The sequence below is a fragment of the Acidithiobacillus ferriphilus genome, assembly GCF_018854775.1.
Classification (GTDB): Bacteria; Pseudomonadota; Gammaproteobacteria; order Acidithiobacillales; family Acidithiobacillaceae; genus Acidithiobacillus; species Acidithiobacillus ferriphilus.
On sequence record NZ_JAAZTY010000112.1, the window covers coordinates 1 to 15,747 of the forward strand.

General features: G+C 55.6%; 16 protein-coding genes and 1 tRNA gene. All 17 read right to left on the minus strand.

Annotated elements, in window-relative coordinates; translation table 11 throughout:
* Positions 1–1,370, minus strand: a 1,370-nt coding sequence (gene nuoN, locus HF921_RS08310) for an NADH-quinone oxidoreductase subunit NuoN (protein WP_215893652.1), incomplete at its 3' end; no start/stop codon positions are given.
* A gap of 12 nt (positions 1,371–1,382) precedes the next feature.
* Positions 1,383–2,867: an NADH-quinone oxidoreductase subunit M gene (locus HF921_RS08315; RefSeq protein WP_215893653.1), complete on the minus strand. Its 1,485-nt coding sequence runs from the start codon at positions 2,865–2,867 to the stop codon at positions 1,383–1,385.
* A 3-nt stretch (positions 2,868–2,870) separates the two neighbouring features.
* A complete protein-coding gene (nuoL, locus tag HF921_RS08320; RefSeq protein WP_064219259.1) occupies positions 2,871–4,853 on the minus strand; it encodes an NADH-quinone oxidoreductase subunit L in 1,983 nt (660 codons plus the stop codon).
* Between the two features lies 1 nt (position 4,854).
* A complete protein-coding gene (gene nuoK, locus HF921_RS08325; protein WP_064219258.1) occupies positions 4,855–5,172 on the minus strand; it encodes an NADH-quinone oxidoreductase subunit NuoK in 318 nt (105 codons plus the stop codon).
* Positions 5,169–5,768 carry an NADH-quinone oxidoreductase subunit J gene (locus tag HF921_RS08330; RefSeq protein ID WP_064219257.1) on the minus strand — a complete coding sequence of 200 codons (600 nt, stop codon included), beginning with the start codon at positions 5,766–5,768 and terminating at the stop codon, positions 5,169–5,171. The genes nuoK and HF921_RS08330 overlap by 4 nt, the downstream gene beginning before the upstream one ends.
* Before the next feature lie 15 nt (positions 5,769–5,783).
* A complete protein-coding gene (gene nuoI, locus HF921_RS08335; RefSeq protein ID WP_064219256.1) occupies positions 5,784–6,275 on the minus strand; it encodes an NADH-quinone oxidoreductase subunit NuoI in 492 nt (163 codons plus the stop codon).
* Positions 6,276–6,285: 10 nt separating this feature from the next.
* Complete coding sequence (gene nuoH / locus HF921_RS08340) at positions 6,286–7,311, minus strand: NADH-quinone oxidoreductase subunit NuoH (protein ID WP_064219255.1); 1,026 nt, start codon at positions 7,309–7,311, stop codon at positions 6,286–6,288.
* Between the two features lie 11 nt (positions 7,312–7,322).
* Positions 7,323–9,668: an NADH-quinone oxidoreductase subunit NuoG gene (gene nuoG, locus HF921_RS08345; protein ID WP_215893654.1), complete on the minus strand. Its 2,346-nt coding sequence runs from the start codon at positions 9,666–9,668 to the stop codon at positions 7,323–7,325.
* Positions 9,668–10,987 carry an NADH-quinone oxidoreductase subunit NuoF gene (gene nuoF / locus HF921_RS08350; RefSeq protein WP_226817595.1) on the minus strand — a complete coding sequence of 440 codons (1,320 nt, stop codon included), beginning with the start codon at positions 10,985–10,987 and terminating at the stop codon, positions 9,668–9,670. The genes nuoG and nuoF overlap by 1 nt, the downstream gene beginning before the upstream one ends.
* The gene (nuoE, locus tag HF921_RS08355; protein ID WP_064219252.1) at positions 10,941–11,432 is read right to left on the minus strand and encodes an NADH-quinone oxidoreductase subunit NuoE; all 492 of its coding nucleotides are present in this window, start codon (positions 11,430–11,432) and stop codon (positions 10,941–10,943) included. The genes nuoF and nuoE overlap by 47 nt, the downstream gene beginning before the upstream one ends.
* 3 nt (positions 11,433–11,435) lie before the next feature.
* Complete coding sequence (locus tag HF921_RS08360; RefSeq protein ID WP_215849859.1) at positions 11,436–12,689, minus strand: NADH-quinone oxidoreductase subunit D; 1,254 nt, start codon at positions 12,687–12,689, stop codon at positions 11,436–11,438.
* Positions 12,676–13,281, minus strand: coding sequence for an NADH-quinone oxidoreductase subunit C (locus tag HF921_RS08365; protein WP_215893655.1), 606 nt, complete (start codon positions 13,279–13,281; stop codon positions 12,676–12,678). Before HF921_RS08365 ends, HF921_RS08360 begins: the two co-directional genes overlap by 14 nt.
* 3 nt (positions 13,282–13,284) lie before the next feature.
* Positions 13,285–13,761 carry a NuoB/complex I 20 kDa subunit family protein gene (locus tag HF921_RS08370; protein ID WP_014029890.1) on the minus strand — a complete coding sequence of 159 codons (477 nt, stop codon included), beginning with the start codon at positions 13,759–13,761 and terminating at the stop codon, positions 13,285–13,287.
* On the minus strand, positions 13,752–14,108 hold the full coding sequence (locus HF921_RS08375) for an NADH-quinone oxidoreductase subunit A (protein ID WP_014029891.1): 357 nt from the start codon (positions 14,106–14,108) through the stop codon (positions 13,752–13,754). Before HF921_RS08375 ends, HF921_RS08370 begins: the two co-directional genes overlap by 10 nt.
* A 130-nt stretch (positions 14,109–14,238) precedes the next feature.
* A tRNA-Leu gene (locus HF921_RS08380) sits at positions 14,239–14,323 on the minus strand.
* Positions 14,324–14,360: 37 nt separating this feature from the next.
* A complete protein-coding gene (gene secG, locus HF921_RS08385; RefSeq protein WP_064219249.1) occupies positions 14,361–14,753 on the minus strand; it encodes a preprotein translocase subunit SecG in 393 nt (130 codons plus the stop codon).
* Positions 14,754–14,757: 4 nt separating this feature from the next.
* Positions 14,758–15,531: a triose-phosphate isomerase gene (gene tpiA / locus HF921_RS08390; protein ID WP_215893656.1), complete on the minus strand. Its 774-nt coding sequence runs from the start codon at positions 15,529–15,531 to the stop codon at positions 14,758–14,760.
* Positions 15,532–15,747 lie beyond the last annotated feature (216 nt).

Here is a 15,747-nt window from a genome sequence, read left to right on the forward strand (position 1 = left end):
AGACTGTTGATGCTTAATGCGGTACTCGCCAGATCATCACGCACGATAACCCCTGCCTCGGCATCGGCGTGGTCAAAGTACATCACTTTGACCACGCGCAGATAATAAAATGCTCCGATCACCGCCAGCAGTACGCCGATCACCGCGAGCCAGACATATCCGGCGGTAATGACGGCCTGAAACACCGCCAGCTTGGCATAAAAACCCACCGTTGGTGGCACCCCCGCCATGGAAAACATGATGATCAGCATCATGAAGGCATACCAGGGTTTGCGCTGGGCGAGACCTTTGAAATCATCAATGCGTTCCGCCTCAAAGCCTACCCGGCTGAGTAACAAGATCATGCCAAAGCCCGCCAAGGACATCAGCACATAGACGACCGTATAGAAGAACGCACTGGCCAGCCCGGTCTCGGTACCTGCGACAATGCCCAGGGACAGGAATCCGACATGAGCGACGGTGGAATACGCCAGCATCCGCTTAATATTCTGCTGGGCAATAGCGATCACATTACCGACCACCAGGGATACCAGGGTCAGCGCGACAAAAATCTGCTGCCAGGATCCCAGCATTCCGTAGCCACCATCTACCAGCAGACGAATGATCAAGGCAAAAGCACCAATTTTTGGTGCCGAGGCGAGGAAGGTGGTTATCACCGTGGGCGCCCCCTGATAGACGTCAGGCAACCACATATGAAAGGGCGCCGCACCCAGTTTGAAGGCAATACCAGCGACAATAAATACGATAGCGAAGACCAGTACCAGGTTACTTGCGGTCACATTCACCAACGCGTCGGCAATATCCCGCACATCCAGGGTCCCGGTCAGCCCGTAGAGGAGGGACATACCGTAGAGCAGCAATCCGGAGGCCAGAGCGCCCAGTACGAAGTACTTCAGGCCAGCTTCCGTCGCTACCACACTATCACGATAAAAGGCGACCAAGGCATACTGACTGAGGGCCAACAGCTCCAGTCCGAGGTAAATGCTCAGCAGACTACCACCGGAGGCCATTACCATAATGCCCAGTAGCGCAAAAAGCAGCAGCACGAACACTTCGCCACGGTAAATACCACGATCCACGAGGTAGCGCTTGGAGTAAAGCACCACCATCAGCACGGCAAGATAACTGAACAACTCGGCGACATTGGTGAATGGATCGAGAACAAAGAGACCGGCAAAGGCCATACCGCTTTGCCCCATTTCAAAAATGGTCAGCACCGCGGCACCGATCAGGGTCAGCACCGTCAGCACTGCCGCCAGATCACGCAGACGGTCGCCCCAGAACAAGTCCGCCAGCAACACAATGCAGGCCATGGTCAATACCCAGATTTCCGGTATGGCGAAAGTCCAGTGCATAAGGAATGAATTCATAGGCAAAGTCCTTTACGCCGGAATCTTGGAAAGAGACACCTGAGTGACCAGATGCTGTACCGAATTGTGCACAATATCGAGGAAAGGCGCCGGCCAGAGACCCAGTAGCAGGGTGAAGGCTGCCAAGGTGGCGAGCACGAATATTTCCCGCCCGTCCAGGTCCTTCAACCCGGCCACTTCCGTATGCGTAATAGCGCCGAAAATTACCCGCTTAAAGAGCCACAGAGTATAACTGGCGCCAGTAATCAGGCCGGTGGCCGCCAGAATTGCCGCCCAGGGATTCACCTGATACGTGCCAAGCACCACCATGAATTCGCCGACAAATCCGGAAGTACCCGGCAGGCCGACGTTAGCCATGGCAAAAAGCATCATCAACGCGGCGAAAATCGGCATGACATTGGCTACACCACCGTAGGCCTTGATATCGCGGGTGTGCATTCGGTCATACAGCACGCCAACGCAGAGGAACATGGCCGCACTGACAAAGCCGTGCGACAGCATCTGAATAATACCACCCTCAACGGCTACACCATCAAATACAAAAAAGCCCAGTGTCACGATGCCCATGTGGGCGATGGAAGAATAGGCAATCAGCTTCTTCATATCTTCCTGAACGATGGCCACCAGCGCCACATAAATAATGGCAGTCAGGGACAGGGCTATCATCAGCCAAGCCAGCTTATGACTGGCATCGGGCACAATAGGCAGGCTCAAGCGTAGGAAACCATAAGCACCCATTTTAAGCATGACTGCGGCGAGGATGACTGAGCCCCCTGTCGGCGCCTCAACGTGCGCATCCGGCAACCAGGTATGCACTGGCCACATGGGGATTTTCACCGCAAAGGCGAAGAAAAAGGCCAGAAAGATGAGAACTTGTGCACCCATCCCCAAAGGGGTTTTCTGAAACACCAACAAACCGAAGCTGTCACCGCTGTGGAAGTACAGATAGAGCAGCGCCACCAGCATCAACACCGATCCCAGAAAGGTATACAGAAAGAACTTGATGGTGGCGTATACCCGCCGTGGTCCACCCCAGACCCCGATAATCAGGAACATGGGAATGAGCATCGCTTCCCAGAATACATAGAAAAGGATGGCATCCAGCGCGCAGAAGACACCGATCATCGTCCCTTCCATGATCAGGAAGGCCGCCATGAATTGCGCTACCCGCTCCGTCACATTGCGCCAGGAACTGATAACCACGAGGACGGTCAAAAGGCCGGTGAGCAGGACAAACCATAGGGAAATACCGTCAATACCCAGGTGGTAAAAAATATCCAGGGTGGGGATCCAGGCGATCCTCTCACTGAACTGCATCGCTGCCGTATGGGTATCAAACCCGGTCAAAAGCAGGATGGTCACAGCGAAGGTGACGAGGGATACCAACAACGCCAGCCAGCGCGCCGCCGCAGCGCGGCGGTCGCCCACCGCGAGGACCAACAGGCCGCCGACAATCGGCACCCAGATGGCATAACTGAGGAGGGGTGAATGTGCCATATCCTATCCCCTCCAGACCACAAAATAAGTCATGAGCAAAATCAACCCGATAATCATTGCGAAAGCATAATGGTAAATATATCCCGTTTGCACACGCCGCCAGGACAGGGCGGCTTTACCCACTTCGCGGGCGGTACCATTGACCATAATACCGTCGATGAGGCGCTCATCACCCACATGCCAGAACAGACGGCCAAACTGTAGGACGCCACGCACCAGAACCGTCTGGTTAAAGCCATCAAAACCATATTTGCTTTCCAGCACCCAGATAAAGGGGCTGAGTATTCGGCTTAGCACTAGCGGAAGCCCCGAACGCAGCCAGTAGAAATAGGCTGCCATGGCGATGCCCAGCAGCGCCAGCCAGAAAGGCCAGGCCAGGAGTCCTTGCAGCAGAAACTCTCCCGCACCCTGCCAGTGGGCACTGATCTCGCCGAGGGTATTGAGCTGTGGCGCGATCACCAGGGAAGAGTCGAGGAAGTGTCCCAATGCAAGCGGGCCGATATAGGTCCAGCCTGAATAAACAGATGGAATAGCCAAGGCGATCAAAGGCACGGTAATGACCCAGGGTGACTCATGCAAATGCGCACGGGTGTGTTCATCCATGCGCGGCGCGCCATGGAAGACCAAAAAAAACATGCGGAACGTATACAAGGCCGTGACCAGGGCTCCCGCCACCAGCATGAACTCCGCCCATCCGGCCCCCGGCAATGTGGAGAGCCCTACCGCCTCGATGATGAGATCCTTACTGAAAAAGCCGGCGAAGGGCGGAATGCCCGATAACGCCAGGCTACCGATCAGGAAGGTGATATAGGTGATGGGCATGGCCTTGCGCAGTCCACCCATTTTACGGATATCCTGCTCGTTAGCCATTGCATGAATCACCGAGCCCGCTGCCAGAAATAACAAGGCCTTAAAGAAGGCGTGAGTCATCAGGTGGAAAATTGCCGCAGAAAAAGCGGAGGCGCCCAGCGCAGCGGTCATATAACCCAACTGGGAAAGGGTCGAGTAAGCAATGATGCGCTTGATGTCGTTCTGCACCAAACCGATGAGTCCCATAAAAAGCGCGGTCACCGCGCCGACGAGCAGCACCACGCTAAGGGCCGTCGCTGACCGTTCATAAATCGGCGACATCCGCGCGACCATGAAAATACCCGCAGTAACCATGGTCGCCGCATGGATCAGGGCGGAAATAGGGGTCGGACCCTCCATGGATTCCGGCAGCCAGACATGCAAAGGCACCTGCGCTGATTTACCCATGGCGCCGACAAACAGGAGCAAAGCAATCCAAGTCAACACGTTCCAGGGATGACCGGGAATGATCTCTAACGTCTGCCCCACCAGATGGGGTATAGCCGCGAATACCGTGCGGTAATCCAGACTGCCGCAATAGTGGTATATAGCCGCAATCCCGATTAAAAACCCAAAATCGCCGACCCGATTGACGATAAAAGCCTTGAGTGCTGCAACATTGGCGCTTTCCCGCTGAAACCAGAAACCAATGAGCAGATAGGAAACCAAGCCTACCGCTTCCCAACCAAAAAAAAGCTGGAGAAAATTATTACTCATCACCAGCATGATCATGCTGAAAGTGAAGAGGGCAATATAACTGAAAAAACGCGCATAGCCCGGATCATCGTGCATATAGCCAATCGTATAGAGATGCACACACAAGGACACAAAAGTCACAATGACCAGCATCAAGGCTGTCAGACTGTCAATATCAAATCCAACGGCTACTGGCAGGTGACCCAGTACGGCCCAAGTATAGACATCACCGTAAAAGGTCATGTTCTGGCTGGTCTGCCAAAGCACCGCCAGCGACAGATAAAAAGCGATGGCGACGCCGATGATGGGCGCCCAATGTGCCTGCTCCCGGAGCTTCCAGCCCAGAAACCCAGCCACCAGGGCACCCGCCAGGGGTGCCAATGGAATAACCAGATACAGGGCGAGAGGGGGAAAGGTGTTTAACCAGTCAAAAACCCACATATCAACCCCTCAACTCGTCGATGTCATCCACGTTGATGCTATGGCGATTACGGAAATAAACCACCAGTATCGCCAGACCAATAGCCGCTTCGGCAGCCGCCACGGTGAGAATAAAAAACACAAAGACCTGCCCGTCGAGATTACCGAGATAACGGGAAAATGCGACCAGATTGATATTCACTGCCAGCAGCAATAATTCAATAGCCATGAGCAGAATGATGACATTCTTGCGATTGAGGAAAATACCGACCACACCGATAGAAAAAAGTATCGCTCCGAGGATGAGGTAGGCTGCCAGGGTCGGTTGTCCAGCACTCATGACTTTGGCTCCCGCAAATCCACCAGATGCATTCGATCTTTGGCGCGCACGGCCATCTGTGCACCAATATTCTGGGTTTTGGTGCCGGCCCGGCGCCGCAAAGTCAGAGCGATGGCGGCAATAATCGCTACCAGCAGAATAACTGCCGCTATTTCAAATGGGTACAGGTATTGGGTATAAAGAAGCACCCCCAGTACCCGCGTATTATCGGCATTAGCCGGTATGGCTGCGGGTGCGGGAACATGACCTAGCGGAGAAGTCCAGAAAACAGCCGCCAGTTCCAGTACACCGAGGATAGCAATAGCCAGGCCTAATGGCAGATAGCTGAGAAAACCTTCTTTGAGACGCGCCAAGTTGATATCCAGCATCATCACCACAAAAAGGAAAAGCACCATCACCGCACCCACATAGACCAGGATCAGGATCAGCCCCAGAAATTCCGCTCCCAGCAAAATGAATAGGGCTGCTGCATTAAAAAATACCAGCACCAGATACAAGGTCGCGTACACCGGATTACGCGCCGTTACCACAAGGGTCGCGGCCCCCAGCAGTATGGCGGAGAAAATATAAAACAGAATGGTGGTTACGGGCAGCATGGTATCTGTTCTCCGTCAACGATAAGCGCGATCAGCATCACGGTCAGCGGCCAGCTCCGCTTCCAGGCGATCACCGTTGGCCAACAACATGTCTTTGGTATAAACCAGGTCGCTGCGAATTTCGCCGTGGTAGGACAGCACCCGGCTTTCGACAATGGAATCCACCGGACAGGACTCCTCACAAAGTCCGCAAAAAATGCACTTGCTGAGATCAATGTCATAACGGGTCGTTCGCCGTGTTCCATCGCTGCGAGCCGCGCTTTCGATGGTAATAGCCAGCGCCGGACATACGGCCTCGCAGAGCTTGCAGGCGATACAACGTTCCTCGCCATTTTCATAACGGCGCAAGGCATGCAGGCCTCGGAAACGCGGGGATTGCGGTGTCTGCTCTTCGGGGTATTGCACGGTGATTTTCCGGGCAAAGAAATACCGGCCGGTGAGCTGCATACCACGCAGCATTTCGGTCAGAAGGAAGGTGTTAAACCATTGCTTGGGGCGAAATTGCATAGTGTTCTCCTCAGCGCAGAATGGCACGCAAGGGCGTTTCCAGAGCAACGCCGATAATGACAATCCAGGCGATGGTTACCGGGATGAATACTTTCCAGCCCAAACGCATGATCTGATCATAACGATAACGGGGAAAAGTGGCGCGAATCCATAAAAACACATACAGCAGAAAAGCCGTTTTCAGCAACAACCAGACTATTCCGGGTATCCAGGTGAGCAATGGTGTATTGATCGGCGCATACCAACCACCGAGAAAGAGCACCGTCGTCAGCAGGGAAACGAAAATCATATTGGCATATTCGGCCAGAAAGAACAGCGCGAAGGCCATCCCGGAGTATTCCACATGGAAGCCCGCCACAATTTCTGATTCGCCTTCCGCCACGTCAAAAGGCGCGCGGTTGGTTTCAGCCACGCCGGAAATAAAATACACCAGAAAGAACGGGAATAACGGCAGCCAGTACCAGGACCAGAAACCGCCGCCCGCCTGTGCTTCAACGATTTTGGCCAGGTTCAGAGTCTGGGCCAGCATCAGCACCCCCACCAGAGCAAAACCCATGGCGATTTCATAAGCCACCAACTGGGCCGCCGCCCGCATGGCCCCCAGAAACGCGTATTTGGAATTGGATGCCCAGCCGGCGACGATGATGCCATACACGCCCAGACCAGCAATGGCCAGCACATAAAGCAGGCCAGCATTCATATTAGAGATAGCCACACCTGGACCGAAAGGAATGGCCGCCCAGACCAGCAGTGCTGGCACAAAAGCCAGCACCGGCGCTGCCAAAAACAGAAAACGATTGGCATTGGTAGGAATAATCACTTCCTTGAACATCAGTTTGATCGCATCCGCAATCGGCTGCAGCGAACCCTTGAAACCCACCCGGTTGGGACCCAGACGCACCTGCATATAGCCGATCACCTTACGCTCGGCCAAGGTTAGATAGGCCACCCCCAACAGTAACGGCACGACGACGATAACGATCTTGATCAACGACCAAAGAATCGCCCACCACGCCATATTCTGAAAATCATGCATGACCCTGTCTCCTAAGCATTAGCCGTGGCGGCAGACGGTGTGGCCATGGTCACCGTGCAGGGCGCATAAATGGCGCCTAATACTGCGGTTTCGCCATATCCCATAGGCACCCAGACAGCACCCATCGGAATCCGCGCATCCAGTACCAGAGGCAGGGAGATCTTACCGCTATGGCTACTGATTTCGACCGTGTCCCCGCGCAGGTTCAACCCCTTGGCCTGATCTGGATGCATTTTCGCCACGGCGGGCCGGGCGAGAGGTGCGGCACGGCGTACCAGTGGATCGCCTTGATAAATGGACCAGTCTCCCAAACGGCATAAACCATCGCCAGACATCGGCACCGAGTCCTGCTCCAAAGCGGGAAAGGCATGGAAAGGCGGCACATCTAGCGCATACTCACCGATCTCCTGCTGCCAGGCGGCAGTGACTTCACTCAGTTCATTAAACTGGAATCGGGGCAGTTTAAGAGCGTCACCGAGTACGCGCAGTATTTTCCAGGCGGGACGTGCCTCACCCGGCGTCTTTACCGCTGCCCGGAAGGATTGCAGGCGCCCTTCATTGTTAATGAACGATCCGGAACCCTCGGCAAAAGCCGCCATGGGCAAAATCACGTCAGCATACTGCTGTGCTTCGCCGGCGAACTGCGCGATGCTCAGCACAAACTCTGCTTTTTGCAAAGCCGCCAGCGCCGCTGTGCCGCGCATCGCATCCACACCCGGCTCTATACCAAGAAGTATGAAGCCCCGCATCCCCGCATCCCAAAGCGCATCGGTGGGTAGCCCCGTTGCCGGCGCCGTATGCCCTCCCGGCAAACGATGAGGTACACAGCCACTCAGCCAGGCCCCAGCGCTATTGGCCTCTTGCGCCAGCCAGCCAACCCGCCCACCGGCCAACTCGGCAAGCCTTTCAATCTGTGCAATCATCGCCGCCGCCTGCGGGTGATGCAGCAAAGCACTACCTATGAGGATCAGTGGGTTATCTGCCGCCAGCAAGACGCTTGCCACATGTGCCAAGCCCGCTGTGGCGCTTTTCTCCACGGCGCCGGACAACTGGCTGCAAAGCGCTTCATAGAGCGCCAAATCCGCGCCGGCATCGGCCACCAACTGGAGTACGGGGTAATTGAAATCCTGGCGCTGACTGTCCAGGGCAATGACGGTACCCCCTTGCAATACGGACTTGCGCAGGCGGTGGTTGGTGAGTGGTTGTTGTTGCCGCGGAAAGGCGTGGCAAAGCAACACGACAGGTTCGCGCTCCAGATCTTCCAGCGCCATATTCAGAGCCGGATAGACCGGCATCGCGGCATCCGCACGAAAATCCTGCTGCCGCAGACGATGGTCGACATGCGGGCTGCCCAGCCCGCGCAGCAATGCCTGAAAAAGGAAAAGCTCCTCGTTGCTGGATTGTGCAGATATCAATCCGGCCAGGCGTTCTGCACCATGCTGGGCAACCACCCGCTCCAGTCCTGACAAAGCGGCATCCAGCGCTTCCGCCCAGGAAACCTCACGCCACCCGCCGTCAACACGGAGCAGGGGCTGTGTCACACGATCTTCAGCCTGCAGAGCGGTGTAGGCGTAACGTCCCTTGTCGCAAATCCAGTCTTCATTCACCGCCTGATTGGCACGCGGCAGCACTCGCAGCACCTCACGGCCCAGACTCTGCATGTCGGTGTTACAGCCCGTCGAACAATGCGGACAGAGTCCCGGCGTATGCTTCAGCTCCCAGGAGCGCGCCTTGTAACGAAAAGGCTTGCTGGTCAGTGCCCCCACCGGGCAAAGGTCAATCATATTGCCGGACAATTCCGACTGCACGGCCTTGGCGACATAGGTACCAATAGCCATGTCCTCGCCACGTCCGGTTGCTCCCAGTTCCATGATACCGCCAATCTCCTGGCCGAAGCGTATGCAGCGGGTGCACTGGATGCAACGGGTCATTTCCGTCGCGATGAGGGGACCGATGTCCTTGTCCTCCACAACCCGCTTCTCTTCCGTGTAGTGGCTGTGCGGATTGGCGAAACCCATGGTGATGTCCTGCAAGGGGCATTCGCCGCCCTGATCACAGATCGGGCAATCCAGGGGATGGTTGATAAGCAAAAACTCCAGTACGCCCTGCTGTGCCATCTTCGCCTTGCGCGAAGCGGTGGCAACCTTCATGCCGTCGGCAACAGGTGTTGCACAGGCAGGCAAGGGCTTGGGGGCTTTTTCTACATCCACCAGACACATGCGGCAATTGGCCGCGACCGACAATTTGGGGTGATAGCAGAAAAATGGAATATAAATCCCCAAGGACTCGGCAGCCTCCATAACGGTCGTCCCCGCTACCACCTCAATGGCTTGTCCGTCGATTTCAATATGCGGCATCAGGCATCTCCCATGCTAATCAGGCAACGCTTATGCTGAATATGATATTCATATTCTTCACGAAACAAGCGGATGGAACTTACCACCGGAGCGACACCACCATCGGCCAGGGCGCAGATGGTGCGGCCCTCGATGCGCGAGCCCACATCCAGTAGCAGTTGCAGGTCTTCTTCGCGACCCTGACCATTTTCAAGGCGATGCATCACCCGCCACAGCCACCCCATGCCTTCCCGGCAGGGCGTACACTGACCGCACGATTCGTGCATGTAAAAGCGGGAAATACGCTCCACCGTTTTTACGATGCAAACACTGTCATCCATGATGATCACCGAACCCGCGCCCAGCGCCGAACCGGCTTTGGAGATGGAATCATAGTCCATGGTTACCTCCATCATGGCGGCTCCCGCCACCATGGCCGTGCTGGTTCCTCCAGGAATAACCGCCTTCAACTGACGGCCCGGCCGCAGCCCGCCCGCCATCTCCAGCAAGTCCTTAAAGGGCAGGCCCATGGATACTTCATAATTACCCGGCTTCCGCACATGGCCTGTCACCGAGAAAATTTTGGTGCCACCGTTATTGGGCTTGCCCAGGTTCAGAAACCAGTCGCCACCCTTGCTGATGATGTCCGGTACTGAAGCAAAGGTTTCCACATTATTAATGGTAGTAGGGCGTCCGTATAAGCCGTAACTGGCTGGGAAAGGCGGCTTGAAGCGCGGCTGCCCCTTCTTCCCCTCTAACGCCTCCATCAATGCCGTTTCCTCACCGCAGATGTAGGCGCCCGCCCCTCGATACACATGCAGATCAAAGGAGAAATCGGTGCCGAGAATGTTCTGTCCGAGATAATCCTTCGCGTAAGCCTCTTCCAGCGCCGCTTCCACAATGTGGATCGGTTCTACAAATTCGCCGCGGATGAAAATATACCCGGCGCTAGCCCCCATGGCATAGGCACCGATAATCATGCCCTCGATCAGACGATGGGGTTCATAGCGCATGATATCCCGATCCTTGCAGGTACCTGGTTCACCCTCATCGGCATTGCAGAGCAAATACTTGGTACCAGTCACGCCCTTGGGCATAAAACTCCACTTCAGTCCGGTGGGGAAACCGGCGCCACCCCGGCCGCGCAAGGCGGATTTTTTTATCTCGCTGATGATCTGATCCGGCGCTATGGGGTCCAGCAGCACTTTGCGCAGAGCAGCGTACCCGCCTGTCCCGGCGTACACGGAGAGTCGGTGGGAGTCGGGCACACCACGATTCTGCAGAGTAACGCCGTTAACGAACATCGTCAGACCCCCCACGTAATTTTGCCAGCAAGACATCCAGACTTTCCGGAGTCAGATTCTCGTGATAGTGATCACCGACCTGCATCATCGGTGCATCCTTACAGGCACCCAGACATTCCACCTCCTGCAGAGTAAACAGGCCATCCGCTGTTGTTTCTCCAAGACCTATACCCAAACGTTCGCTCAGGTGTTTGATCACCGCGTCAGAACCATTGAGGAAACAAGAGACGCTGCCACAGACGCAAAGCTTGTGCCGACCCACGGGCCTGAGGTCGTACATCGTATAGAATGTCGCCACTTCATAGGCATGAATCGCCGGAAGGCCCAGCAGATCGGCGACATACGCCATCAACGCTTCGCTCAGATAGCCCTGCTCCTCCTGGGCAATGCGCAGCGCCGCCAACAGCGCCGAACGCGCCTGCTCCGCTGGATATTTAGTCCGTTCATGGGCAATTGCTGCCAGAGATTTTTCCGATAACATCGCTTACCTGTCGATCTCGCCAAAAACAATGTCCATGGTAGACAAAATAGCCACCACGTCCGCGATCATGTGTCCCCGCGCCATCTCATCCATGGCGGCAAGATGCGGGAATCCGGGTGCCCGGATTTTCATCCGATAGGGTTTGTTGGCGCCATCGGAAATCATGTAGATGCCGAACTCACCCTTGGGGGCCTCGACCGCGGTATAGACTTCGCCTGCAGGAACCGTCATCCCCTCAGAAAAAAGCTTGAAATGATGGATCAGCGCTTCCATGCTGGTTTTCATCTCTTCGCGGGGCGGCGCGGCAACCTTGAAATCGTCGGTAATCACCGGACCGGGGTTTTTGCGTAGCCAGTCCACACACTGGGCAATAATCTGGTTACTCTGCCGCATCTCCGCCACCCGGACCAGATAACGATCATAACAATCTCCGGTTTTGCCCACCGGAATTTCAAAGTCCAGGTCGGCATAAGCGGCGTAAGGTTGCGTACGCCGCAGATCCCAGGCCACCCCGGAAGCGCGCAGCATGGGTCCGGTGAAGCCCAGTTGAATCGCGCGCTCCGGACCCACTACACCGATGCCCACGGTACGCTGCTTCCAGATACGATTGTCGGTCAGCAGGGTCTCATACTCATCCACATAGGTGGGGAAACGACGGGTGAAATCTTCAATGAAGTCCAGCATGCTGCCCTGCCGGTTGTCATTGAGTTCCTCCAAACGCTTGGCATTTCGGTAAGGCGATGGCTGATACAGGGGCATCTGTGCGGGCAAATCACGGTAGACGCCGCCGGGGCGATAATAGGCGGCATGCATGCGCGCGCCGGAGACCGCCTCATAGACATCCATAAGATCTTCCCGTTCGCGGAAGCAGTAGAGGAAGACACTCATGGCCCCGACATCCAGCGCGTAAGCCCCCAGCCAGAGCAGATGATTAAGCACCCGGGTGATCTCATCAAACAGGGTACGGATATACTGCGCCCGGACGGGCACAGCGACGCCGAGCAGTTTTTCCACCGCCAGGCAATAGGCATGCTCGTTGCACATCATGGATACATAATCGAGACGGTCCATGTAAGGCAGACTCTGCAAATAGGTCTTGTTCTCCGCCAGCTTTTCAGTGGCACGATGCAACAAGCCGATATGGGGATCGGCACGCTCGATCACCTCACCATCCAGCTCCAGCACCAAGCGCAACACACCGTGGGCAGAAGGATGCTGCGGCCCGAAATTCATGGTGAAATTGTTAATTTCGGGCATTGTAGCGACCCTCCCCTTCCTCGCGGAGGATACGCGGCACCACCACGCGCTCCTCAGTCCGTGTCGGTTCGTAAACCACCCGCCCCTGATCCGCGTCGTAGCGCATTTCTACCGTACCCACCAAAGGAAAATCCTTACGGAAAGGGTGGCCCACAAAGCCATAATCCGTAAGGATCCGCCGCAAATCGGGATGGCCCTCAAAGAGAATTCCGTAAAGGTCGAAGGCCTCACGCTCAAACCAGTTGGCCGCCGCCCAGATATCCACCACCGAGGGCACAATGGGCAAATCGTCATCCGCAAAAATGCGCACTCGCAAACGCTGGCGATGTTTCAGGGAGAGCAAATGATAGACCACAGCAAAGCGGGGACCCTCCCAAAGTCCATCGCCGTAGTCGACATAGTCCACACCACAAATGTCCACCAACAGATCAAAGGCGCAATTCACGTCATCCCGAAGCCAGTGACAGGCCGTCAGAAAATCTTCACGAGACAACTCCACGGTCAGTTCGCCGCGATCCAGACGCGCATTACGCAGGGTTTCCCCTAACTCCTCGCCCAGATTTCGGCGCAAATTTTCGAGTGCGTCAGTCATGGTTCACCTAGCGATGGTATTGGTGCGACGGATTTTTTTCTGAAGCTGTATCAAGCCAAAGAGCAAGGCCTCAGCGGTGGGTGGGCAACCTGGCACGTAGATATCCACGGGCACGATACGGTCACAACCGCGCACAATACTATAGGAATAGTGATAATAACCGCCACCATTAGCACAGGAGCCCATGGATATAACCCAGCGGGGCTCCGGCATCTGGTCATAGACCTTACGCAAGGCCGGCGCCATCTTGTTGACCAGTGTCCCCGCCACGATCATCACGTCGGACTGGCGCGGACTGGGACGAAACACAATACCGAAGCGATCCAGATCGTAGCGCGCGGCGCCAGCATGCATCATTTCCACCGCGCAACAGGCGAGACCGAAGGTCATCGGCCAGAGAGACCCAGTACGGCTCCAATTCACCACGGTATCAATACTCGTCGTGACGAAGCCTTTCTCGAGGATACCTTCTATTCCCACTCCAGCGCCCCCTTCTTCCATTCATAAATGAAGCCGACGACGAGGATGGCGAGGAAGATCATCATGGCGAGAAAGCCCATCATACCGATTTGATCGAAAACCACCGCCCAGGGAAAGAGGAAGGCGATCTCCAAATCAAAGAGAATGAAGAGGATGGCCACGAGATAGTAGCGCACATCAAATTTCACGCGCGCATCCTCAAAAGCCTCGAACCCGCATTCATAGGGTGAAAGCTTTTCACTGTCCGGCTTACTTGGTCCCAGCGAGGCCCCCATCAACAGCGGAACTACGCCAACCACCAATGCAACCAACAGAAATATGAGCACTGGCAAATAGTGGTTCAACATCCCCAACCCCTCCACCCCCAATACTGGCCTCGGAAAATCTCCTCCAAGACCACCTATAAATTATTTTTTATATTAAAGTCAGTCTCTGGTGGAATCCAGGGACAAAAAAACAGCCCTGCGGGCTGCAATTTGGTGCCGAAGACCGGACTCGAACCGGTATAGCTTGCGCCGCCGCCCCCTCAAGACGGTGTGTCTACCAATTTCACCACTTCGGCTTAACGCTTGGAACTCTCTCATGACACGCTAACGACGTCAAGGCGTGGCGAGGGGTTTTCCCGCAGAAGCAGAAGAAACCGCAGCGGCCGCCAAACTTGCTGTCGTTGCTACCGACTGCGTCGGAGCAGCAACGACTGGCGCTGCTGTCGTCATGGGCACGGCGCTAGGCAAAGCGATACCAGAAAGCGCATTGCTGCCGGAATGATCGGAAAGATAGGCCAATCCGAGACTGTTTAAAAAAAACACGGCGCCAATCACGGCAGTAGTGTGGCTCAGGAAATTACCCGCACCGCGCGCGCCGAAAACAGTCTGCGAACCACCGCCGCCAAAGACCGCACCGATATCCGCACCCTGCCCCTTCTGAATCAGAATAAGCCCCACCAGGACGGTACAAATAACAACCTGGAATATCAGCAACACCATGTACATCGACTCAGCCTCCTCGTCCTGCCAACTCGGCAGCACGACAAATTTGGATAAACTCACCCACCTGCAAGGAAGCACCACCGACCAATCCACCGTCAATATCTGCCTGGTCAAAAAGTGCGGCTGCATTGTTACCTTTAACGCTCCCGCCGTAAAGCAGCAAGAGACGTTTGGCAAGTTGCGTCGAATAGGCGGCCACCAACCCACGGATGAAAGCATGCACCGCCTGTGCCTGTTCGGGGCTCGCACTCAGGCCGGTGCCAATGGCCCAAATGGGTTCATAAGCAATGATCATATTAGGCTGGCTCGCTTCGAGATTCAACAGCGGCAGAATGGCTTCGACCTGACGATGTATTACCGCCTCCGTGGCGCCTTGTGCCCGTTCCGCTTCAGTTTCGCCCACACAAACCACCGGGGTAAGGCCGGACAGTAGTGCCATCTTAACTTTCTGGGCGACCTGCGCATCACTTTCCGCAAAGATTTGTCGTCGCTCTGAGTGCCCAATCAGTACGTAACGGCACCCCATATCACGGAGCATGGCCCCGGATATTTCTCCCGTATAGGCACCACTGGCCTCCCAGAAGAGGTTTTGCCCACCCCAACGCAAGGCGCTGCTTTTGGCCTCCTGAGACACTGCGTGGAGCAGGGTAAAAGGCGGGAAAATCACCACCTCGGGGCGCATCGGTTCCATCTCGGCATGGAGGATGGCTTGGGTGAGATGCACCGCATCCGCGCTCAAGCCGTTCATCTTCCAGTTTCCTGCTACCATTATGGGACGCATGGCGATTCTTCCTATATGATCAATGTCTACGGCGACTGTATCGCCCCTGGGGGTGCTGTCGGCGCGGTCATCGACGATCTAATGTATCGATTTGAGTGTAAAGATTCCGCCCCCAATGGTCAATTTGGCGGTCCCTGGACCGCACTGGCAAAGGCCAGCTTAGCCAGTTCTGCAGTCAGCGTCACCGCCACATCAGCCGCCATATCGGCGGATGCC